The sequence below is a fragment of the Janthinobacterium agaricidamnosum genome, assembly GCF_003667705.1.
Taxonomy (GTDB): domain Bacteria; phylum Pseudomonadota; class Gammaproteobacteria; order Burkholderiales; family Burkholderiaceae_D; genus Janthinobacterium.
In genome coordinates this window covers 4852163-4872749 of record NZ_CP033019.1, presented here as the reverse complement: position 1 = coordinate 4872749, position 20587 = coordinate 4852163, and the positions used below count along the sequence as shown (strand labels likewise).

The 20587-nt window shown below is 55.9% G+C and carries 21 protein-coding genes; 12 read left to right on the top strand and 9 right to left on the bottom strand.

The features are described from left to right. Positions 1-182: 182 nt before the first annotated feature. The 5 genes from D9M09_RS22000 to D9M09_RS21990 all read left to right on the top strand — a co-directional run bounded on the left by D9M09_RS22000 (position 183) and on the right by D9M09_RS21990 (position 3694). Positions 183-1085 (top strand): rolling circle replication-associated protein, encoded by a 903-nt coding sequence (locus D9M09_RS22000; protein ID WP_121670372.1) that lies wholly within the window; start codon positions 183-185, stop codon positions 1083-1085. A 44-nt stretch (positions 1086-1129) separates the two neighbouring features. Further along, positions 1130-2008, top strand: coding sequence for a tyrosine-type recombinase/integrase (locus tag D9M09_RS21995; RefSeq protein WP_162995770.1), 879 nt, complete (start codon positions 1130-1132; stop codon positions 2006-2008). Between the two features lie 14 nt (positions 2009-2022). Continuing rightward, complete coding sequence (locus D9M09_RS29210) at positions 2023-2865, top strand: hypothetical protein (protein WP_162995769.1); 843 nt, start codon at positions 2023-2025, stop codon at positions 2863-2865. A gap of 20 nt (positions 2866-2885) precedes the next feature. Next, a complete protein-coding gene (locus D9M09_RS29205; RefSeq protein ID WP_162995768.1) occupies positions 2886-3107 on the top strand; it encodes a hypothetical protein in 222 nt (73 codons plus the stop codon). A 251-nt stretch (positions 3108-3358) separates the two neighbouring features. Next, the gene (locus tag D9M09_RS21990; protein ID WP_121670371.1) at positions 3359-3694 is read left to right on the top strand and encodes an FKBP-type peptidyl-prolyl cis-trans isomerase; all 336 of its coding nucleotides are present in this window, start codon (positions 3359-3361) and stop codon (positions 3692-3694) included. 109 nt (positions 3695-3803) lie between these two features. Here D9M09_RS21990 and D9M09_RS21985 read toward each other — a convergent pair whose 3' ends face one another. Continuing rightward, complete coding sequence (locus D9M09_RS21985; protein WP_121670370.1) at positions 3804-4517, bottom strand: YjjG family noncanonical pyrimidine nucleotidase; 714 nt, start codon at positions 4515-4517, stop codon at positions 3804-3806. Between the two features lie 128 nt (positions 4518-4645). Between D9M09_RS21985 and D9M09_RS21980 the strand changes: the two genes are divergently transcribed. Further along, a complete protein-coding gene (locus D9M09_RS21980; RefSeq protein ID WP_121670369.1) occupies positions 4646-5371 on the top strand; it encodes a pyridoxine 5'-phosphate synthase in 726 nt (241 codons plus the stop codon). A 120-nt stretch (positions 5372-5491) separates the two neighbouring features. On the opposite strand, the gene D9M09_RS29200 is transcribed toward D9M09_RS21980, so the two are convergent. The 3 genes from D9M09_RS29200 to D9M09_RS21965 are packed head-to-tail and all read right to left on the bottom strand — an operon-like array spanning position 5492 to position 6875. Continuing rightward, positions 5492-5893 (bottom strand): STY0301 family protein, encoded by a 402-nt coding sequence (locus tag D9M09_RS29200; protein WP_162995767.1) that lies wholly within the window; start codon positions 5891-5893, stop codon positions 5492-5494. Further along, positions 5890-6345: a BPSL0067 family protein gene (locus D9M09_RS21970; protein ID WP_240453441.1), complete on the bottom strand. Its 456-nt coding sequence runs from the start codon at positions 6343-6345 to the stop codon at positions 5890-5892. The genes D9M09_RS29200 and D9M09_RS21970 overlap by 4 nt, the downstream gene beginning before the upstream one ends. Before the next feature lie 38 nt (positions 6346-6383). Continuing rightward, a complete protein-coding gene (locus D9M09_RS21965) occupies positions 6384-6875 on the bottom strand; it encodes a DUF4265 domain-containing protein (protein ID WP_121670366.1) in 492 nt (163 codons plus the stop codon). A 120-nt stretch (positions 6876-6995) separates the two neighbouring features. Here D9M09_RS21965 and D9M09_RS21960 point away from each other — a divergent pair, with 120 nt between their 5' ends. After that, positions 6996-7388: a GFA family protein gene (locus D9M09_RS21960; protein WP_121670365.1), complete on the top strand. Its 393-nt coding sequence runs from the start codon at positions 6996-6998 to the stop codon at positions 7386-7388. Between the two features lie 117 nt (positions 7389-7505). Here the strand turns inward: D9M09_RS21960 and D9M09_RS21955 are convergent, their stop codons facing one another. Then, the gene (locus D9M09_RS21955) at positions 7506-8168 is read right to left on the bottom strand and encodes a hypothetical protein (protein ID WP_175444717.1); all 663 of its coding nucleotides are present in this window, start codon (positions 8166-8168) and stop codon (positions 7506-7508) included. Positions 8169-8347: 179 nt separating this feature from the next. Then, the gene (locus D9M09_RS21950) at positions 8348-9067 is read right to left on the bottom strand and encodes a Crp/Fnr family transcriptional regulator (protein WP_035828139.1); all 720 of its coding nucleotides are present in this window, start codon (positions 9065-9067) and stop codon (positions 8348-8350) included. 498 nt (positions 9068-9565) lie between these two features. On the opposite strand from D9M09_RS21950, the gene D9M09_RS21945 reads away from it, so the two are divergent. Continuing rightward, on the top strand, positions 9566-11254 hold the full coding sequence (locus D9M09_RS21945; protein WP_070224356.1) for a methyl-accepting chemotaxis protein: 1689 nt from the start codon (positions 9566-9568) through the stop codon (positions 11252-11254). 10 nt (positions 11255-11264) lie between these two features. Here D9M09_RS21945 and D9M09_RS21940 read toward each other — a convergent pair whose 3' ends face one another. Then, positions 11265-11483, bottom strand: a complete 219-nt coding sequence (locus tag D9M09_RS21940; RefSeq protein WP_070224406.1) for an oxidoreductase-like domain-containing protein — start codon at positions 11481-11483, stop codon at positions 11265-11267. 362 nt (positions 11484-11845) lie between these two features. On the opposite strand from D9M09_RS21940, the gene D9M09_RS21935 reads away from it, so the two are divergent. Further along, on the top strand, positions 11846-13414 hold the full coding sequence (locus tag D9M09_RS21935) for a DEAD/DEAH box helicase (protein WP_070224357.1): 1569 nt from the start codon (positions 11846-11848) through the stop codon (positions 13412-13414). A gap of 327 nt (positions 13415-13741) precedes the next feature. Here D9M09_RS21935 and D9M09_RS21930 read toward each other — a convergent pair whose 3' ends face one another. Further along, positions 13742-14983 carry a lipopolysaccharide biosynthesis protein gene (locus tag D9M09_RS21930; RefSeq protein ID WP_070224358.1) on the bottom strand — a complete coding sequence of 414 codons (1242 nt, stop codon included), beginning with the start codon at positions 14981-14983 and terminating at the stop codon, positions 13742-13744. Positions 14984-15086: 103 nt separating this feature from the next. Continuing rightward, positions 15087-16994 (bottom strand): polysaccharide biosynthesis protein, encoded by a 1908-nt coding sequence (locus D9M09_RS21925; RefSeq protein ID WP_070224359.1) that lies wholly within the window; start codon positions 16992-16994, stop codon positions 15087-15089. 599 nt (positions 16995-17593) lie between these two features. On the opposite strand from D9M09_RS21925, the gene D9M09_RS21920 reads away from it, so the two are divergent. From D9M09_RS21920 to D9M09_RS21910, 3 genes are read left to right on the top strand one after another with little or no spacing between them, the layout of a single operon-like run. Beyond that, positions 17594-18922 (top strand): nucleotide sugar dehydrogenase, encoded by a 1329-nt coding sequence (locus D9M09_RS21920; protein WP_070224360.1) that lies wholly within the window; start codon positions 17594-17596, stop codon positions 18920-18922. 17 nt (positions 18923-18939) lie between these two features. After that, a complete protein-coding gene (locus D9M09_RS21915; RefSeq protein WP_070224361.1) occupies positions 18940-20001 on the top strand; it encodes a Gfo/Idh/MocA family protein in 1062 nt (353 codons plus the stop codon). Position 20002: 1 nt separating this feature from the next. After that, positions 20003-20584 carry an acyltransferase gene (locus tag D9M09_RS21910; RefSeq protein ID WP_070224362.1) on the top strand — a complete coding sequence of 194 codons (582 nt, stop codon included), beginning with the start codon at positions 20003-20005 and terminating at the stop codon, positions 20582-20584. Positions 20585-20587: the final 3 nt, after the last annotated feature.

The window sequence follows — 20587 nt, the reverse complement described above, 5'->3', positions numbered from 1 at the left end:
GTGGCGGCGCGAAGCGCCGCTAAACTTGTATTAGGGACACTTAAGAACACAGCAGTAGAAATCGCAGTTACGGGCATGTGCAGTACAGGATTTCAGACCAGTTTTTGATGGACAAAAAAAAGCCCCAGGCATCTACTAAATGCCCGGGGCCTTCGATAAACCTGCCGTTACAGGACTACCGAATGACCGAATTAGATTATGAAAACGCTTTAGCGTCAATTGATTTCTCGCCTGTAGAGCCATCTGCGCAACATCGCCCGGACTGGTGGGACGACGAAGGCATCAAGAATACATGGAACGACAACTACACAGCCCGTAAGCGCGTTTTCCCTGACGGACAGTGTGAAGTGACAGTAACGAAGGAACGGCACTTTGTAGGCCCTGCAAGGCTGCTCAAAACGAAGGCCAAGCGCGGCGAGTCCGAAAACCGTGAGGCAAACGATGATGATGCTGGCCGCCGTGCGAAAAAGAACGTCAAGCACTGCTGCAAACAGATCGGCGCAGATCGCATGGTCACGTTGACGTATCGAGAAAATATGGTGGATCGTGAGACAGCACTCAAGCACTGGAAAGCATTCTGCCGCAAGCTCGGTAAGCACAAACAATTTCACTATGTTGCTGTCATCGAGGAGCAGGAGCGCGGCGCGCTGCACTTCCATGTGGCGGTGGCGGGTCGACAAATGTACGCGCTCCTGCGCTCGATTTGGCAAAGCGTCTTGGGTCGTGGGCCGAACGGTGAACAAATGGGGCAGGTCAATGTCCGTGATCCGCATCGCTTCGGTTTTGGTGTCACTGGTGCGCACAAGATCGCCAGCTACATTGCCAAGTACTGCGGCAAGGAAATGCAGTGTAGGGCGCTCGATCAGAAACGTTATTTCCGTTCTAAGGGCATCGTGGTGCCCGAAGTTCACTCATGGCGCCTGTTGGGGTGCACGTCGATGCTCGGCGCCGCGCAGGCCGCTTTCCGTGCTATTGAAGGGCATTGTATGGATGGTTTGCAGACCTGGTGTAATAACGGACTGGGGGTTGTCTACCTTGCGACTGCTCCGGGACTACCTGATGTCGTGCATGAATGTCCGTTTTGAATGTTGTATAGTTTATTTGGGGCAACATTTGGAGAGACCTGGATATGGGAGTTTTGGAGTCGTCACAATTAGTGTTTCCGCTGGACGGTGCTATGCAGAAAACTTGGGATGAGGCCGTTGCCCGGTGGTTAATTGAAAAGGCTGATAAAGCCTCTTTGAAGTCCGATCAATGTATTATTCGCTGGCTGGATAGGTATCTTAGCGGTCTACCGATAGCTGAGATTACCCGGCCAGTCGTTGATTCGTTAGCACACAGAAAAATTGCCACGGGTGTGGCAAACGGTACGGTTAATAGAATGCTTGCACTGCTACGTTCGATCTTGATTCGCGCCAGTGTAGATTGGGAGTGGTTGCCAATTGTGCCAAAAGTTCGGTTGTTGCGCGAGCCTGTACGACGTATTCGATATCTTACTCATACACAGGCGGAATCACTTCTTTCTCAGCTACCGCCTCACCTTGCTGAGATGATGGCTTTTTCTTTGGCAACCGGATTGAGAAAGGGGAATGTTACGGGTCTGTGCTGGAGTCAAGTTGATCTAGGTCGATGTTTAGCATGGATTCACCCTGATCAATCAAAGTCCCGGAAAGCTATTGCGGTACCGCTAAATTCTGATGCATTACGTGTTGTTACATTGCAGCGTGGGAGGCACCCAATAAGGGTTTTTAGTTATAAAGGTGAGCCAGTAGTACAGGTTACTACTGCAGCATGGTATAAAGCATTGAAACGTTGTGGAATAGAGAATTTTCGTTGGCATGATTTGAGGCATACTTGGGCCAGTTGGCATGTGCAAAATGGAACTCCATTGAATGTTTTGCAGGAGTTAGGCGGCTGGGAAAGTGCGGCAATGGTAAGAAGATATGCCCACTTTTCAGCCTCTCACTTGGCTGAATATGCTTCTAAATTGCCGAATATTGTTAAGTAGAACATTGGATGATTATGAGTGAAACTATTTTTTTTGAATCTCTTGCTGTAAAAAACGAGTTGATGAAAGTTATTGAATATTGCAAAACTTCCATTAATCATAATCAGACTGATCGTATTAAGGCATTGCACCTTAATGTCGCGGCGGAATTTGTTGCCGTAAACGCCGATGAGTTTGATAAACGTTGTCCATATAATATTAGGATTTGCTCTAATACTATTGCTGGTAGTGTGCGAATTTCTAATGATCCTGTGACTTCTCAATATGTGGATCTTTATTCGGTGATGTTGTATAGGTTTATTTTTGAATATGACTTATCAATGCTGAATGATTTACCTGGCGATGTAGTGGCATTTTTGAACTTCGTGGTAGATTCATACGATAAATTCTCGTCCGAACTCAAATCTGAAATTAATTTCACGAGAAATAAATTGCCGTTATTAATTTTAAAGCAGACATTAAATGATGAGAAAATGGGATATTTGGTTGAGGTGCCACGAATTGCTGATGAGATAAAAAATAAATTAACAGATTGGAATGTTGATTTAGATTCTCACCAGCAGATTGTCGAACGTCTTCGTGCAACACTTGAGAGCTATCGGAATGCTTTTAATTTTGTTGGTTTACATAAAGGGTTTGATAATATTGCTACGGAAAAAAAATTAGAGCTTAATAGAAATACTTTTATTATGAAATGGTTTGGCGGCGCATTGTTGTTTTTATTGTTTGTAGAATTATTTCTTGTGTATTACAATCACGAGAATTTCAACATTTCATCATTGCCATTTGTGGGGAGCGTGGCACTATTATCTGTTTCGATATCTTTAATGCTGATATATTTTTTAGAATCGCATTAAAAAATGCAGAGTCATGTAAAGTGCAGCTTTCGCAACTGGAATTGAGAAAGGCCTTGTGTGAATTTGTTCAGGATTACGCTAAGTACGCGTCAGAAATTAAAGAGAAAAATGCAGATACCTTGGCTAGATTTGAAACCGTTATTTTTTCTAATATAGTTATGAGTGATGAAAAGATGCCATCTGTTTTTGAGGGCATAGATCAGCTCTCAAATTTAATGAGAATGAATCAAGCTGGTAAATAAGTTGGTTAATTTTCATCATTTTCGATTTTATTTTCCTGATGCTTTGTTGTGCATTTGATATTTCATTTCGAATGAAATGTAGCTTAAAGTGGTAGAGCATGTGTCTCATAATCCGTTGGTGCCGTGTTCGACTCACGGGAGGTCCACCAGAATTGAGCAATAATAGAACAAGCCCCGGCGGGTGACTGCCGGGGCTTTTTTCGTGCTGTCGTACAATCGCGGCTTGGTGCTTTGATGAAGGATGAAACGAGATGACGGCTGAAGTGAAGATTGACGATATCGTGGTCGGTGACGGCAAAGCGGCGGCGCGTGGCGCGCTGGTCACAGCCCATTACCGGGGCTGGCTGGAAGATGGCACGGAGTTTGACTCGTCGCACAAGCGGGGCGAGCCTTTTCGCTGTGTGTTGAGCAATAACAAGGTCATCCAGGGCTGGATTCTGGGTTTGCACGGCATGCAAGTGGGCGGCACGCGCAAGCTGTGGGTGCCGGCGGCGCTGGCGTATGGCGAGCGGCAGGTGGGCTTGATACCGCCGCACTCCAATTTGGTGTTCGAGATCGAATTGCTGGAAGTGCTGACGCGCGATTGATCGCTTGACGCGCAATCAGGCAGGCAGGTCGCTTGCCTTCACTCTACGCGAACAGCGGCGTGTTTTCGTGCCCCTGCAAGCGTATTTCAGGTGGTGCGCTTGTGGAAGATCAAGCCTGTTTCAAGTTGACCTGCATCATGCCCAGCAGCGGCACGATGTCGTGCAGGCTGGCGACTTCACAGGTGGGGATGGCGGCCGAGGTGTTGGCCATGCCGTCCGGGTTGAACCAGCAGCTGGCTATGCCGTAGCGGTTGGCGCCCAGGATGTCGGCGTCCAGGCGGTCGCCGATGATGATGGTCGTTTCCTTGCTGAACGCGCGCGCCATGTTGGCCGCGTAGTCGAAGAAGCGCACGTCCGGCTTGGCGTGGCCGCACGCTTCGGAGGTGGCGACGAAGGAAATGTAGTCGCCCAGGCCGGATGCGGCGATGCGGCGGTTCTGGATGGCGTCGACGCCGTTGGTGATGATGCCCACTTCGCCGATGCGCGACAGCGTTTCGCATACCTGTTTGGCGCCGTCGATGAGCACGACCGTGTCCGGCAGCGATTCCAGATACAAACGGCTGGCCAGTTCCGGGTCGATGGCGATGCCGTTCAGCGCAAACGTCTTGCGGAAGCGCTCCACCTTCAGAAAATCCTTGGTGACGCTGCCCGTCTCGAAACGTTTCCACAGGTCGACGTTGATCGCCTGGTATTGGGTAAACAGCCCGTCGATGCCGTCGCGCAAGCCCAGTTCATGCATGGTGTGTAGGAAGGAGCGTTTTTCGGACGCCCGGAAGTCGAGCAGGGTATCGTCCAGGTCAAACAGGAATAGCTGGTAGGTCATGGTATGTATTGAAAGCGTGGAACTTGTCTTGCATCGTAGCACGTAGCGCTGAGTTCGGTTGGCCGTGCCCTGCGCGGGCGATCCGCTACAATCGCTGCCAGACCCGTCACTTTCACTTCATTCCTTTCATGACCCAGCTCTCCGTCAACGTCAATAAAATCGCCCTGCTGCGCAATTCGCGCGGCCGCAATTTCCCGGACCTGCTCGCGTTTTCCGCGCGCTTCCTCGACCTGGGCGCCGCCGGAATTACCTTGCACCCGCGCCCGGACCAGCGCCATGCGCGCTACGATGATGTTGCCGCTTTGCAGCACCTGTGCGCGGAGCGGGGACGCGAGCTGAATGTGGAGGGCTATCCGGCGGCGGATTTTCTGGAGGTGGTGAAAAGCGCGCGCCCGGCGCAATGCACCTTGGTGCCCGATATGCCGGGCCAGCTGACGTCCGATCACGGTTGGGAGATCGAACGGCATGCGACGCTGTTGCGTCCCGTCATTGGGGAATTGAATGACCTGGGCATCCGCGTCAGCCTGTTCGTCGATGCCGACTATCCGGCGCTGGAATGGGCGCGCGAGGTGGGCGCGGCGCGGGTCGAGCTGTACACGGAACGGTTTGCCGAGAGTCATGGCGGCGCGCAGGCCGAGGCCGTGTTTGACACGTATCGGCAGGCGGCGCGGCGGGCGCAGGCGCTGGGCCTGGGCGTGAATGCGGGGCACGACCTCGATTTGCACAACCTGGCGCGCTTCCTGGACATTCCCGGCATCCTGGAAGTGTCGATCGGCCACGCGCTGGTGGTCGAATGCATCGAGCAGGGCATGGACAAGGTGCTGGGACGCTACCTTGAGATATGTCAATCGTAGGGCTGCCGCACATCGAACGCGCTTGCCGCTTGCTGACCTTGCTTACCAGTCATTTCTGAATGGATTTTTGCATATTTGACGCAACTGCGGGGAGTGACTTGAGGAGTGGTATTGAGCGCACTATTTGCACTGAAAACTGACTATTTTCGTTTGCTGTGCAATGGCTGCAACGCACTGTTTGACGCCCGGCAAAGCCATGCGCAGGTAGCGTTCGGTGCCCGCATACAGGCAGTCCACCTGAAACAGATACTCGGGCGCATCAAAATTGATGTCCCAGCGTTGATGCAAGGTGCCGTTGCGTGTCCATTCCTTGTCCGGGGCCAGGATAGGCAACGCTTCGCCAGCTGCTGGCGGCTGATCCGCCGGATAGGACAGCACGCGTACGCCATCGAGTTTGCTGGCCGGCAGGTTCCAGCTTGAGGGAGGCGCTTGCGGGCAAGAAACGGACGCAATGGGGGCCGCGGCAACTGGCCGCATCGCCGCGGCAGCGATGACCAATGTCGCCAGTGTGAGCGGCTTCATTCCACTATCGAATAGCGTTCGGGACGATTCGATGCCCCGGCCGCCGAACGGCCGAAGTAGATCACGCGGGCGCTGGGCTTGTGGTTACGCCACTGGTCGAAAATTGCTATGCCGCCAGGCACCTGGCGGATGAACAGCGCCGCATGATTGCCCTGCCGCAGATCCTGATAGCGGCCGTTGACGAAGGTGGCAATCACTGTACCTTTCGCGATACCGCCTTGTTCCAGCAGATCCGGCACTTTATTTCCTTCGCGCCAAAGCGATGAGGCACGGGCGCCGGTGAGGTGCCTGACCAGGGTAACGCACTCGCCATTTCCCACGAACTCTTTTTGCTTCGCATAATCGGCACGCGCAATGTAGGGCATAGCGTTGCTCTCTGTGGCTGACGACAGGGAGAGCGTATGCAAGGCGCGGGCAAGCAGCTTGATGTGTGCCAGAGCAATACAGAACATTGACATGTGTCATGGCCCCGCCTGGTGCACGGACAACCTTACATATCCACCCACCAGTTGAGCAAGGTTTCATCATCGTCGTCATCGAGGTTGACGTAGATATTGGCGAAGTACCATTCCACGCCCGTTGCTTCTCGGAAGGCGTCGAAGGGACCGTTGACATTGTAGATGCCGTGGTGTCCCGGCACGCTGAAGGTGAGGTTGCCCTTGTACTGGCCGTCCATGGTGCCGCCCAGCTGGCTTTGCACGTCGCGTTCCAGCTGGTCCACTGCTGCTTGCGGCACGTCGTCGGCGTAGATCTGGATGCAGAAGTTGCCGCCGCGCTTTAATACTTCGGCGGGGGCGAGCGGGTCGGCGATGCTGACAATGTCGCCGCGCGCCAGGTTCAGGGTCAGGCCGGGCGAGGCCAGCAGTTCGTAGACGTGTTCGTCGATCTGGCGCGCGGGCAGGGTTTCATACACGGGACCGCTGGTGTTTTCGCCTGCCAATACGCGGATGTGCGGCAAGCCTTCGCAATTGATGTCTTCCATTTATTCTTTCATAGTGCCGGCGCCATATTGTATGGGTGCGCCAGGGAGCGGGTTATGGCAATATTGTACCGGGTAGTTTCCTGCTGGCAGGGTGCGCAACGGTGCAAACGAGGAGAGGCAATGGAAAATGCGGTGCAAACAGGCGGCTGCTTATGTGGCGCGGTGCGCTTTGAAGTGACAGGCGAGGGCAGCAATCCGCACAGCTGTTCCTGCCGCAATTGCCAGCAGCACACGGGGGCGCCGACGGTGGCGTGGGTGGAGTTTGCGCGCGATCAAGTGCGCTGGACGGGCACGGCCGGCGCGCCGGCCACCTACCGCTCTTCCGATTATTCCAGCCGGGCGTTTTGCGCCGTTTGCGGCAGTTCCATCGGCGCCATCGACGATGCGCCCACGGTGGCCTTGCTGGTGGGCAGTTTTGATGATGCGACCCAGGCCGCCTTCGCACCCGAGTACCACTCGTTTGACGATGCCAGGCCGGGTTGGTGGCCGGTCGCCACCGTTGCTGCCGGTTAGGTGCGGCGTGCCGCAGTGTCTGGCCTGCAGTCCTTTTCAACCCCGAATATAAAAAGGCACGCCGCAGCGTGCCTTGATATCTTGCCTGGCGGGTTGGCGCCAGGGGCGAAAACCTGCTTAGAAGCGGTAGCTGGCACTGATGCGCAGCACTGGATACGCCTTGAAATCCTTGACCTTGTCGGACAGTTTTTCGTTTTCAGCGGCAACGTCCGTTTTCAGGGCGGCACAGACCAGCGGGTCGCAGCCGGTATTGTGCAGCGAGGTTTTCGGCGAACCCTGGAACAATACGCCGATGTCGCTGGAAATGCTCCAGCCGGCCTCTTTCACCGGGTTGCCCCAGCCGATGCCGATGTAGGGGGCGACCTTGCGGAAATCGATGGTGCCGTCCAGCTGGCCAGCGCTGGCCGCCGTATAGGTGTTGCCGTTCAATGTGTAGCTGCCGCTTTTGTTCGGCTTGCCTTTGGCATCGATTTTATTGCCGTTGTACACGACGCCGGCGCTGACGCGGAAGGCGCCGTCCATGGGGAAGTAGTCGAGCAAGGCGTCGAAGGTGCGCAGTTTGAGTTTCAGCTTGTAGTCGACGTCTTCGGTGCTGGAGTCGTAGGAGTAATTCAGGAAGCCGACGCCAAAACGGGCATTCAGATTCGATTGCAGCGGCACGCTCAGGTGGGCGCCGACGCCAGTCGTACCCAGGTCGGCGGCGATGGCGATTTCTGCCTGGGCTTGGCTTGCGCAGAACATGCCTGCCAGTAGGGCGGCGATCAGGTATTGCTGTTTCATGCTTACTGACTCCAGTCGTTGGTCTAATTATGTACGCGATAAATTACCCAATTGAAACTAAAATTTCTATTGGGTAATTTCAACGAGAATAATAGAGGCTGGATTGTTGCCAAGCAAGACGAAGTGGCAAATGGTGGTACAAGGTGTTGCTTTCCTGCCGCATCAGCTTGCGACGTGGCTTAATTGTGTGCGCTGATGCCGCTGCGGAATTGTTCGAAACCGGCGCGTGCGGCTTTATAGCAATTGCCGGCGGCCGCTTCCAGGCCTTCGCGGTCGAGCACTTCGACCGTGCCGCGACGGTACTGGATCAGGCCTTCGTCCTGCAGCTTGCGCGCCGTGACGGTGACGCTTTCGCGGCGCACGCCCAGCATGTTGGCCATGGTGTCTTGCGTGACCTTCAGTTCGTTCGACAGGGAACGGTCGAGGCGGTCCAGCAGCCAGCGGCACAGTTTTTGTTCGATGCTGCAATGACGGCCGCCCACCACGTTCTGCGCCATTTGCGCAAACATGGCGCTGGTGTAGCGCATCAGCAATTGCGCCAGCGCGCCGCCTTCATTGAACACTTCGCGCAGGAAGGCGGTTTTCAGGCGGTAGCCGTAGCCTGCCGTCTGCACGATGGCGGTGCAGGTGGCGCGCTCGGCTTCGTACAACACCACGCCAGCCACGCCTTCGCGGCCGATGACGGCGATCTCGGTGGTGGCGCCGTCTTCCATCACATACAGCAGGGAAACGATGGCGTTGGTGGGGAAGTACGTGTATTCAATCTTGCCGCCGCAATCGAACAGGTGCTTGCCGGCAGGCAAAGCGACCAATTCCAGCTGGCAAAACAGGCGCTCCAGATCGGCGCGCGACAAGGCGCGCAGCAATTCGTTCTGTTGGGCGCCCGTGATGCTGATCATGGGTGTGGCCGGAGCGGCTTGCCAGTTGTGCTGGGCGGCTGCGTGGCTATTCGTTGCTGGTGTCAGGTTGCTATAAGCTTTGTACATGGTAGGGCCTCGTCTTCTGATTTTGTTGGATGGCGCTGCTTTTCTGGCTTGCTAGCGTTGTGCTGAATCTTGTATCCACTATAGAACCAGGGGGCAATGACGGGCATCGGATGAGCCGACGTGCTTATGTAGGCTAGGAACATTGCCCCGTGTCATCCAACTCCTACGCCCGCTCTTCATTTTCCCGTTTGGAAACAACCGTGTTTGGACAAAAATGCGGCGCGCTGCCCGCTACACCTGAACTTTGGCCGCATGCCGCGATCAAACCACTCTGCGCTGCAGTGCGTCGGTGATAAAATGTTGCCTTGTGGAAATTTAACCGGCGTTTCGGTATGAGCCGCCGCATTACCTGCGCCGTGTTGGTGCGCGCCTGTCTTGTCCCGTTTACCTGTTAATGAAGGAACGCAACGCATGAAATGGTTTTTTGATCTGAAAATTGCCACCAAGCTGATCTTGTCGTTTGGCGCCGTGCTGCTGCTGACGGCCGCGCTGGGCGTGTCGGCGATCTTTTCCATGGCGCGCATCAATACCGCGTCGACGGACCTGTCCGACAACTGGATGCCCAGCGTGCTGGCGGCCATGTCCATGCGCAGCGATGTCAGCGATTTCCGCCGCTGGGAACTGGCGCACATGCTGGCCGCGCAGGATGCCGACATGGCGCAGAACGAAACGCGCATGACGGAAACCCAGGCCAGGCTGAAGGCCGATGCCGACAAGTACCGCAGCCTGATTTCCGAACCGGGCGAGAAGGAAGTGTTTGAGCGCTTCCTGGCGCTCAACGATGAATTCATGCGCCTGCATGCAACCATGCTGAGCCTGTCGCGCGAGATGAAAAAGGAAGAGGCGCGCGCGCTGGCCGTGGGACCGTCGGCCCAGGTCATGACGGACATGATGGCGGCGCTCGATAAACTGGTGGCGATTAACACGGACGGCGGCGTGCGCTCGAGCGCCAGCGCCGACGCAACCTATGCGGCCTCGCGCGCCAGCCTGATCGCCTTGGTGGCGGGCATCGTCATCATCGGCATGCTGCTGGCGCTGTGGGTGGCGCGCAGCGTGGCGCGTCCGCTGATCGAGGCCGTCGGCGTGGCGCGCCGGGTGGCGGCTGGCGACTTGACGGCGCATATCGTTGTGCGATCGCAAGACGAAACGGGGCAATTGATGCAAGCCCTGAAAGACATGAATGCCAGCCTGCAAAACCTGGTGGGCCAGGTACGCGGCGGCACCGATACCATCGCCACGGCGTCGAGCCAGATCGCGGCCGGCAACCAGGATTTGTCGTCGCGCACGGAAGAGCAGGCCAGTTCGCTGGAAGAAACGGCTTCGTCGATGGAAGAGCTGACCTCGACCGTGAAGCAGAACGCGGACAATGCGCGCCAGGCCAACACCATGGCGCAGACCTCGTCGAGCATCGCCATCGAGGGCGGCAAGGTGGTCAGCGAGGTGGTGGGGACGATGGCGTCGATCAATGCCTCGTCGCGCAAGATCGTCGACATCATCGCCGTTATCGACGGGATTGCTTTCCAGACCAATATCCTGGCCCTGAATGCGGCCGTCGAGGCGGCGCGCGCAGGCGAGCAGGGGCGCGGCTTTGCCGTCGTCGCCACGGAAGTGCGCAACCTGGCGCAACGCTCGGCCGCGGCGGCCAAGGATATCAAGGTGCTGATCGGCGATTCGGTCGAGAAAGTCGAGGCGGGCTCGAAACTGGTGGATCAGGCGGGCCGCACGATGGATGACATCGTTGCCAGCATCACCCGCGTGACGGACATCATGAGCGAGATCACGGCCGCCAGCAGCGAGCAGAGCGCCGGTATCGAGCAGGTTAACCAGGCCATCACCCAGATGGACCAGGTGACGCAGCAAAATGCGGCCCTGGTGGAAGAGGCTGCCGCGGCGGCCGAGTCGATGCAGGAGCAGGCCGCCAGCCTGAGCGAGGTGGTCAGCATCTTCAAGCTCGATGCGGCCAGCGCCGCCGCAAACCGGCCGCGTGCGCCTGTCAAGGCTGTCAAGGCGTCGGCAGCCGTGACGCCGGCACCGGCGCCGCGTCAACTGGCCAGCACGGCGCGCCGCGCGGCGCCGGTGGATGAGTGGGAAAGCTTTTAATTGAATTAAGTTAAGCGCGCTTGCGCGGCTTCCTGACGCTCTGGGTGGCGGGCGCGGCAGCGGCTTGCTGGCGCTGTTGCCACGCCCTCAGGGCATCTTCGTAGGCGGCCAGGTCTTCCTGGTACATTTCCAGTACGCAAAAAGTGCAGCCGCTGTGGCAGCACTCGTCATTGCCCGGTTTGCTGGGCGGCTGCGGTTGCGGATCGTGGGATAAAGGCGGGGTGGGCATGGTAAGGGCAGGGACGGCGGAGCTGGCATCGGAGCCGGCATGATACGGCATCCCGGAGGTCTATTGCTGGAACGCTTTTTGCTCAAAAATCACGGTTTCCGTGTACAGTTGCGGTGAATTAGGGTATCGTTTACAGCACTGATATTGTATCTTCTGCGCGCGATGTTCCGCCGGCGCGATCTCCGCCGCCATCGCAGCACATCTCTTCGACGCTCCCGCATACGCCATACAGCATGTCCCGGAGCACGGAGGTGCCGCAAGAACAATGATCCATGGCTTGCAAGACGGAGCTGCCTGTGCCCCGAAATGTTGTTTATTGAGAAAGCATGGCTTCCGCAGTGCGGAGGCACACCAGAAAATTTATGTCTGAAACCGAATCGACTCCTACGCCCAGCCCGGCGATTGCCCCTGAAGCGGCGCCCGTCGCCGCTGCGCCTGCGCCTGCACCTGCACCTGCACCTGCACCTGCCGCATCCGCTGCTCCCAGCCTGACTTTTGCCGACTTTGGCCTTGCGCCTGAAATCCAGCGCGCCTTGACCGACCAGGGTTACACCCATCCGACACCGATCCAGGAACAAGCGATCCCCGTGGTGCTGCAAGGCCGCGATGTGATGGGCGCCGCGCAAACGGGCACCGGCAAGACGGCCGGTTTTTCCTTGCCGATCATCCAGTTGCTGATGGCGCACGCCAGCAGCAGCATGTCGCCGGCGCGCCACCCGGTGCGCGCGCTGATCCTCACGCCGACGCGTGAGCTGGCGGTGCAGGTGGCCGAAAACGTCAAGGCCTACGCCAAGCACACGCCGCTGCGCTCGACCGTCGTCTTCGGCGGCATGGATATGAAGCCGCAAACCGTCATCCTGCGCGGCGGCGTGGAAATCGTCATCGCCACGCCGGGCCGCTTGCTCGACCATATCGAGCAAAAGAACATCAGCCTGAGCCAGGTGCAGATGCTGGTCATGGATGAGGCCGACCGCATGCTGGACATGGGTTTCCTGCCGGACTTGCAGCGCATCATCAACTTGTTGCCGAAACAGCGCCAGAACCTGATGTTCTCGGCCACGTTCTCGCCAGAAATCAAGAAACTGGCCGCCACCTTCCTCAACGATCCGCTGACGATCGAAGTGGCGCGCAGCAACCAGACGGCCGACAAGGTCACGCAAGTGGTCTACAAGGTGACGGAAGACCAGAAGCATGCCCTGGTCGCCCATCTGCTGCGCCAGCGCGACCTGAAGCAGGTCATCGTATTCTCGAACACCAAGATCGGCGCTTCGCGCCTGGCCCGCGTGCTGGAACAGGAAGGCATGAGCGCCACGGCGATTCACGGCGACAAGAGCCAGCAGGAACGCATGGCGGCGCTGGAGGCGTTCAAGAAGGGCGAAATCGACGTGCTGGTGGCGACCGACGTGGCGGCGCGCGGCCTGGATATTTCCGACCTGCCTTGCGTCATCAACTTCGACTTGCCGTACAACGCGGAAGATTATGTGCACCGCATCGGCCGCACGGGCCGCGCCGGCGCCTCGGGCGACGCCATTTCGATCTACTCGGATAAGGACGAGCGCTTGCTGGCCGATATCGAGAAACTCATCAAGCAAAGCATCAAGCGCGGCGAATTGACGGGCTTCAACCCGGCGCCCGCCCGCAGCGGCGACAGCGAGCGCCGTCCGCCACGCCGCAGCGAAGGTGGCGAGGCACGCCCGGCGCGCGCCCCCGAGAGCCGCCATGCCGGCGATAGCCGCGACAGCCGCTCCGCGGAGCGCGGTGCGCGTCCCGCTTTTGGTCCCGGCGCACGCCGCGAAAAGGCTGATCCCTGGTTCCTCAAGCCATATGAGCCGGCCAAGGCCGCAGCCCCGGCTGCCGCCAGCATGGCGCCTACTGCGGCCAAGCCGAAGCAGAAAGTGGCGGCATTGCTGGGTGGTTTGCTGAAGCAATAAGGAGCATCGCCAGAAAACAGCGTTTGCTGGCGTACCATGCAATTGCCAGAAAACGTTCCGACGCCACTCTGTTGTAGACGTGGCGGCGTCATGATTGTCCTGGCAGCGGTATTGACTTGCGCGCCATCGCATCAGGTATTTTCATGCCGATGCGATGGCGCGTTTTTTATTTTGGTGCGCACTGGATGTTGCTGAATGGCAGGAAAGCGGAGTGGTACGCCAGTGGCTTTTAATCAAGCAGCGTTTGAGGGCGCTTGTTTGCCAGTTCGGCAGGCCGGACTGGGTAATCTTGCGGCAGATAAATATCATACTGCCGACATCACATCGTTAGTTGGCTAACTGCTCGCGGTTCGCTAACCACCATTGCCGTCCCAATGCAATCAGGCAGCCGAGAAAGAGTCCGAGCAAGGCACTTACCACCAGGGCCGTTGACAATCGTGTAGTGCGGTTTTCGGGCAAACTCGGGCCGGCGATGAAGCGGCTTTTTTCCAGATACAAATTGAGCGAGTTCTGATTGTCGATTGTGATTTTGTTGTACACTTCCTTGACCAGTTCGTCATTCAGGTCTTTGGATTTGAATGCGTGTTCCTTGCTCGCTTCCAGTGCGCGTAGCACTGCCTCGCCTGACTTGTTGGCGTCGAGTGTCGCTTTGGCACTATCGTAGTAATCACGCAATAACAGATATTGTTGCTGTTCCCGTTTAGCCTGATAAATGGCTTCTTGCGCCGCACTGGCCTCGACCTCGGCACTCATCAGTTGCGTTACTGGCGACAGGTAACGTGAGTTTTCATCCGTCACGGTGACGACTTGCGATGTATTTTGCACTTCGGCCTTCGGGTGGCGTGCAACGATTTGTTTGAGGTCGTTGATGCGCCTGCTGTATTCCGCCAGTTTCTGCTTGCTGCCAATGATGTCATTGTCAAGCTTGGTGATTTTTGCGGTAATTTCCAGATGCTTGAAGCGCAGCGAATCCGTATAAATCAGATAAACAATTGTGTCCATAGTGTAACGGCCCAGCAGGGCGACGATACGTTGCGCCTCTTCCGGGGTACTGGCTTCGTAGCTGATGCGTAAACCGATCACATTATTGCTGTTCTCTTTCGGTTGCTCCATCAAGTCCTTGGCATCGAGTTTGGTGAAAGGGAAAATGGGTTCGATGATGGCGTTCAGGTTTTTTTCGCTGGTGATGTTCTTGCGCAGAGTAGCGATCCCGGGAGCATTTTCGAGTTTGACGGCCTGTACAAAGTCATCGAAGCGGCCGCGACTGCCAAATGCTGCTGAATAGCGCTTGTAGTCGCTGAGCTGAATGCCGAAGCCTGCATCCTTGACGTCTTTTGTCCTTGCCGTTTTTTCTGGTTGCAAGGGGATGGGGCCGCCAAATTGCAGGAATCCGTCACTCTTATACTTGGCCCAATACACGGTGCTGCTCACGCCCAGTGCGATGGAGGCCACTGTCATGCCGATAATCATGCGACGCGCGTGCCACAGCGTGCTCAGAAGCTCGGTTGGGGAAATCAGCGCGCCATCCTGTTTGCTCGTGCGTTGAGTGAATTTTTCCTGCGTTTCCATATGGTTTCTCAAATTGTGTGTGGATGAATAATATGCCCGAAGGAGCCAAGCAGGCTACTCACCAGGCGGCCGGCTTGGTACTTCTACCAGGCCTGCGTTGTAATCAGTGCGGCGCCTGCGTTTTGTTTTTTTCGGACCAGATCAAATCTTCAATACCGCATTGTGGCGCATATTCCTTTACCGCCTTCAGTAGTACCATACGCACATCTTCGTAGGCGAAACGTGCGCAGGCATCATCGAGTTCGCGTAGCAGTAGCTGCAATTCCGCGTGCGGTATTTCGGATTCCTGCGCGCGCATGATCAGTGGGTGTTCGGTGCCTTCGACATTGTCACCGATGAGAAGTTCTTCGTACAGCTTCTCGCCGGGCCGCAGGCCGACATGGACGATTTCGATGCCGTCCGGAGCCGACTTGCTCTTTACTTCCAGGCCGCTCAAATGCACCATGCGTTCGGCCAGATCCACGATCTTGACGGGCTCACCCATGTCAAGCACGAAGACGTCACCGCCTTCTCCCATTGCGCCAGCCTGCAGCACCAGTTGCGCCGCCTCAGGAATAGTCATGAAATAGCGTGTGATTTCGGGGTGCGTCAGAGTAATCGGGCCGCCCGCCATGATCTGTTTGCGGAAGAGCGGCACGACCGAGCCGGACGATCCCAGTACGTTACCGAAGCGCACCATGCAAAAACGCGTCTTGCCACGTTCCTGTGCAAATGCCTGCAAAATCAGTTCAGCCAGGCGTTTTGTCGAGCCCATTACATTCGTCGGACGTACGGCTTTGTCTGTTGAAATCAGGACGAAGCATTTGACGCCAGCGTCCATCGCCGCGCGTGCGATACTCAAGGTGCCGAAGACATTGTTGCGCACGCCTTCAATCGGATTGTGCTCCACCAATGGCACATGCTTGTAGGCTGCCGCGTGATATACAGTTTCGACCTGGAAGGTGCGCAGGATCATTGCACACTTTTCCGTGTCCAGTACGGAGCCAAGAAAGGGCACCAACTCGAGTTCCAGAGCGTGCGCGTGCTTGAGTCCCTTCAGTTCCTGTTTGATCGAGTACAGTGCGAACTCGGACATTTCCAGAAGTATGAGTCTGGAGGGGCGCAGGCGGATGATCTGACGGCACAGTTCGGAGCCGATCGACCCGCCCGCACCAGTCACCAATACTGACTTTCCGGTGATGCAAGTGGCGACCAGGTCTGTGTCCGGGGCCACCTGGTCACGTCCCAGCAAGTCCTCTATCTCAATGTCGCGTACGTCCTGCAGGCGAAGTTCACCGTTGACCAGGCTGGCAACAGGTGGTGTCACCTTGATCTTGACTTTGAGGGATTCGATTTTGTCGAGAATGTGTTTCTGCTGGCTCTTCGGTATCGATGGCATGGCCAGCAGAACTTCGCTGATGTTCAGTTTGCCGATCAATTTGGGCAGGCTCGATGGGGGATAAACCCGGATGCCGGCAATCGACGCGCCTTGCAGTTCGGTTTTGTCGTCGATGATCGCAACCGGAAGGTATTCGCGACCGCCGCGCAGAACACTTGCCAGTTGTGATCCTGCCTTACCAGCGCCATAAATGGCTACGCGCACCGTCTGTTTCGGGCTTTTTACGTGCAATAAAAAGCCACGGGTCAGAAAGCGACTGGCCACGACGTAAGTAATTGCGCTGATCCAGTAAATGCCAAAGACGCCTCGCGAAAGCCCTGTCATGTGGGTGGCGAACGCGGCCAGCGCTACCAGGCTGGCTACCGACAGCGTGACGCCAAGAATGACAACATAGACGATCTTCTGGTCAATGAAGCGTATCACGGCCCGATACAAGCCGAGGCGGATGAAAATAGGGATTGAAACCAAGGGAGCTGCAATTATGAGCCATAAATAACTGCGGTAGACGTCAGCGTTGATGACGTCATACCGGAGGATAATCGCCAAACAAAAAGTTAAAGGTAATAAGAAAAAATCTGCCGTTATGGCGATAATTTGTTTTTGGAATCTGGATAAATCAAGAAATATTTTCATTTTACTCACTGATGAGTCGCCGGGTAGTCAATTTGCAGGTAATCGACCCGTACAATTTCATGTGCTTTCATATATATAATGAATGGAGACTCATTTGCCGAATGGGGGCTTGGGTATCGAGTCCGTGCGCGCATGGTGATGGTGTAACTGTTCTGAGGCCTCAATCTTGGTGGTGCCGTGAATTTATAGGCCTGATACATCTTATAGGGAGCTGTGCGCGGCAGATATTTTCGACCTGTGATGATAGCGTGCCGGGGGCGGTTCCGCAATGATCATCAGGCGTGCGCGGATGCAGAATTGCTTGTGTTACCATGAAAAAGTGTAACTTTATGTGACCAGGCAGGGCATGATTTTTCCTGTCTATAGTAGTAAAAGCGTCACATTAGTCCATGGCGCGCCCCTGTGTCGCGGCCCTTTTCCGCTCCGAGGCCTATCCAGATAGGCTCGGAGTCGTTATACTGGACCACCGTTTTACAATCTGGCTCTCCTCTTTCTTTATATCATCTTTCTTTCTTGATGTCCTAACGTGCGGCATGTGTCCGTTTCGTTTTTTCGGGGTGGTGTAATTGTTGTAATTATATAAGAATTTAAACCTAAAAATGAACGATAGCAAAAACAAGAAGTTTCTAAATGAACTTATTTCGAAATTCGAAAATAGCAATGCGGTTATCGGCATTGTGGGTTTGGGCTATGTTGGCCTGCCTTTGATGCTGCGTTATGCTGATGTCGGTTTCAAGGTGCTGGGTATCGATATCGATAAGGTCAAGGTCGATAAGCTGAATCAAGGAATAAGTTACATCGAACACATCTCCGCCGAATCCATCAATGCGGCGCGTGCCAAGGGTTTCGAGGCTACCACTGATTTTTCGCGCGCCACTGAGGCCGATGCGTTGATTATCTGCGTGCCCACTCCGCTGAACGATTACCGTGAGCCAGACCTGAGCTATGTCCTGAGTACCACAGAAGCGCTGGTGCCGCATATGCGTGCAGGCCAGATCGTTTCGCTGGAAAGCACTACTTACCCTGGGACCACCGATGAAGAACTTAAGCCGCGTATCGAGGCTGGCGGTTTCACGGTCGGTGAAGAAGTATTTCTTGTGTTCTCGCCCGAGCGCGAAGATCCGGGTAACCAACATTTCGAAACCCGAACCATTCCGAAGATTTGCGGCGGCACCACCGAGGCCTGCCAGCAGGCTGGCATCGCACTTTACAGCCCCGCCATCGATACCGTCGTGCCGGTCAGTTCGACACGCGCGGCCGAGTTGACCAAGTTGCTGGAAAATATACACCGTGCTGTCAATATCGGTTTGGTCAATGAAATGAAGATCATTGCTGACAAGATGGATATCGACATTCATGAAGTCATTCGTGCCGCGGCCACCAAGCCTTTCGGCTTTACCGCCTATTATCCGGGCCCTGGCCTGGGCGGCCATTGCATCCCGATCGACCCGTTCTACCTGACGTGGAAAGCGCGTCAATATGGTCTGCACACCCGCTTCATTGAACTCGCTGGCGAGATTAACAGCGACATGCCCCATTGGGTCATCAGCAAGCTGGCCGATGCCCTCAATGAGCGCTCGCGTTCGATCAAGGGCAGCAAGGTGCTGGTTCTGGGTATTGCCTACAAGAAGAATGTGGACGATATGCGCGAGTCGCCATCGGTGGAATTGATGGAGATTCTGCGTGACAAGGGCGCCGATATCGCTTACTCGGATCCGCACGTGCCGGTCTTCCCGAAGATGCGCGAACACCATTTTGAATTATCCAGTGTTGAACTGACCGCTGCCACAATCGCCTCCTATGATGTGGTGTTGCTGGCGACCGATCACCGTGCCTTTGATTACGCCTTGATTCAGGAGCACGCAAAATTGATCGTCGATACGCGTGGTGTCTACCTGACGCCGGCGTCGAACGTTGTCAAAGCCTAATTCCGAAAGATTATTGAATGCGCCATTTCCCCCCTCCGGTCACTGACCGCAAGATCCGCTTTGCCCTGCTCGGCTGCGGACGCATTGCCAAGAATCATTTCGGCGCGATCCAGCAGCATGCTGACCGTTGCGAACTCGTCGGCGTGTGCGATATTAATCCGCAAGCGCTGGCCGAAGCTGCCGCTAGCACGGGCGCCACGCCTTATGCCAGCCTGACCGAGATGCTCGCGCATTGCCAGGCTGATGCGTTTATTCTGACGACGCCGTCCGGCATGCATCCGGAGCAGGCGATTCAGATTGCCGAGGCTGGCTACAGCGTCATCACCGAAAAGCCGATGGCAACCCGCTGGGACGATGCCAAGCGCATGGTCGAAGCCTGTGATGCTGCCAATGTGCGGTTGTTTGTTGTGAAACAAAATCGCCGTAATGCGACCTTGCAGTTGCTTAAGAAGGCCGTCGAGGAAAAACGTTTCGGTCGTATTTACATGGTGAACCTGAATGTTTTCTGGACCCGCCCGCAGGAATACTATGACAGTGCGAAATGGCGCGGTACATGGGAATACGACGGTGGCGCCTTCATGAACCAGGCCAGCCATTATGTCGACCTGATCGACTGGGTCATCGGCCCCGTCGAGAGTCTGCATGCCTACACCGCCACGCTGGAGCGCGATATCGAGGTCGAGGACACCGGCGTCATCAGTCTGCGCTGGCGTAATGGTGCGCTCGGTTCGATGAACGTGACCATGCTGACCTACCCGCGCAATCTGGAAGGCAGCATCACCATTCTGGGTGAAAAAGGCACAGTACGTATCGGTGGTGTTGCCGTCAACGAAGTGCAGCATTGGGAGTTTTCCGAGCCGCACCCGGATGATGAGAAGGTCAAGGAAGCCAGTTATCAGACCACGTCGGTATATGGTTTTGGCCATCCGCTGTATTACGACAATGTCATCAAGGTATTGCGTGGCGAAGCCGAACCAGAGACGGACGGCCGTGAAGGCTTGAAATCGATGGAAGTGCTGATCGCCACCTACCTTTCAGCGCGTGATGGCAAGCGTGTCGCATTACCGCTGGAGTATTAAGATGGCGGCCACAATACATTCGAGTGCAATCGTAGACGCTGGTGCAACGATTGGGGACACTACCCGCGTCTGGCATTTTGTTCACGTTTGCGGTGGAGCACGCATCGGTGCAGGCTGTTCCTTGGGGCAAAACGTTTTTGTCGGCAATGACGTTGTCATTGGTAACAACGTCAAAATCCAGAACAATGTCTCCGTGTACGATGCCGTGACCATCGAGGACGACGTGTTTTGTGGTCCCAGCATGGTATTTACGAATGTGTACAACCCGCGCTCGGCGGTAACGCGCAAGGATGAGTATCGCAAGACGCTGATCAAACGCGGCTCCACGCTGGGTGCCAATTGCACCATTGTCTGCGGCAGCACTGTAGGGGCTTATGCTTTCGTTGGCGCGGGCGCCGTGATCAATCGAAACGTTCCGGACTTCGCCCTGATGGTGGGCGTGCCGGCGCGTCAGGTTGGCTGGATGAGCCGTTTCGGCGAACGGCTGGCGCTGCCTCTTACCGGCGACGGCGAAACCGTTTGCGAGCACACTGGCGAGCGTTATACATTGCAAGATGGCATCTGCGCCTTAATCAACAACTAACAT

What these genes read in the sequence shown, in the direction of transcription:
- D9M09_RS21915 (WP_070224361.1), top strand. Translation starts at nt 18,940, where the DNA reads ATGCGCCATTTCCCCCCTCCGGTCACTGACCGCAAGATCCGCTTTGCC.
- D9M09_RS21995 (WP_162995770.1), top strand. Translation starts at nt 1,130, where the DNA reads ATGGGAGTTTTGGAGTCGTCACAATTAGTGTTTCCGCTGGACGGTGCT.
- D9M09_RS21970 (WP_240453441.1), bottom strand. Translation starts at nt 6,345, where the DNA reads ATGTTCTGTATTGCTCTGGCACACATCAAGCTGCTTGCCCGCGCCTTG.
- D9M09_RS21925 (WP_070224359.1), bottom strand. Translation starts at nt 16,994, where the DNA reads ATGAAAATATTTCTTGATTTATCCAGATTCCAAAAACAAATTATCGCC.
- D9M09_RS21965 (WP_121670366.1), bottom strand. Translation starts at nt 6,875, where the DNA reads ATGGAAGACATCAATTGCGAAGGCTTGCCGCACATCCGCGTATTGGCA.
- D9M09_RS21955 (WP_175444717.1), bottom strand. Translation starts at nt 8,168, where the DNA reads ATGAAACAGCAATACCTGATCGCCGCCCTACTGGCAGGCATGTTCTGC.
- D9M09_RS29210 (WP_162995769.1), top strand. Translation starts at nt 2,023, where the DNA reads ATGAGTGAAACTATTTTTTTTGAATCTCTTGCTGTAAAAAACGAGTTG.
- D9M09_RS21950 (WP_035828139.1), bottom strand. Translation starts at nt 9,067, where the DNA reads ATGATCAGCATCACGGGCGCCCAACAGAACGAATTGCTGCGCGCCTTG.
- D9M09_RS29200 (WP_162995767.1), bottom strand. Translation starts at nt 5,893, where the DNA reads ATGAAGCCGCTCACACTGGCGACATTGGTCATCGCTGCCGCGGCGATG.
- D9M09_RS22000 (WP_121670372.1), top strand. Translation starts at nt 183, where the DNA reads ATGACCGAATTAGATTATGAAAACGCTTTAGCGTCAATTGATTTCTCG.
- D9M09_RS21940 (WP_070224406.1), bottom strand. Translation starts at nt 11,483, where the DNA reads ATGCCCACCCCGCCTTTATCCCACGATCCGCAACCGCAGCCGCCCAGC.
- D9M09_RS21980 (WP_121670369.1), top strand. Translation starts at nt 4,646, where the DNA reads ATGACCCAGCTCTCCGTCAACGTCAATAAAATCGCCCTGCTGCGCAAT.
- D9M09_RS21935 (WP_070224357.1), top strand. Translation starts at nt 11,846, where the DNA reads ATGTCTGAAACCGAATCGACTCCTACGCCCAGCCCGGCGATTGCCCCT.
- D9M09_RS21960 (WP_121670365.1), top strand. Translation starts at nt 6,996, where the DNA reads ATGGAAAATGCGGTGCAAACAGGCGGCTGCTTATGTGGCGCGGTGCGC.
- D9M09_RS21930 (WP_070224358.1), bottom strand. Translation starts at nt 14,983, where the DNA reads ATGGAAACGCAGGAAAAATTCACTCAACGCACGAGCAAACAGGATGGC.
- D9M09_RS21910 (WP_070224362.1), top strand. Translation starts at nt 20,003, where the DNA reads ATGGCGGCCACAATACATTCGAGTGCAATCGTAGACGCTGGTGCAACG.
- D9M09_RS21990 (WP_121670371.1), top strand. Translation starts at nt 3,359, where the DNA reads ATGACGGCTGAAGTGAAGATTGACGATATCGTGGTCGGTGACGGCAAA.
- D9M09_RS21985 (WP_121670370.1), bottom strand. Translation starts at nt 4,517, where the DNA reads ATGACCTACCAGCTATTCCTGTTTGACCTGGACGATACCCTGCTCGAC.
- D9M09_RS21920 (WP_070224360.1), top strand. Translation starts at nt 17,594, where the DNA reads ATGAACGATAGCAAAAACAAGAAGTTTCTAAATGAACTTATTTCGAAA.
- D9M09_RS21945 (WP_070224356.1), top strand. Translation starts at nt 9,566, where the DNA reads ATGAAATGGTTTTTTGATCTGAAAATTGCCACCAAGCTGATCTTGTCG.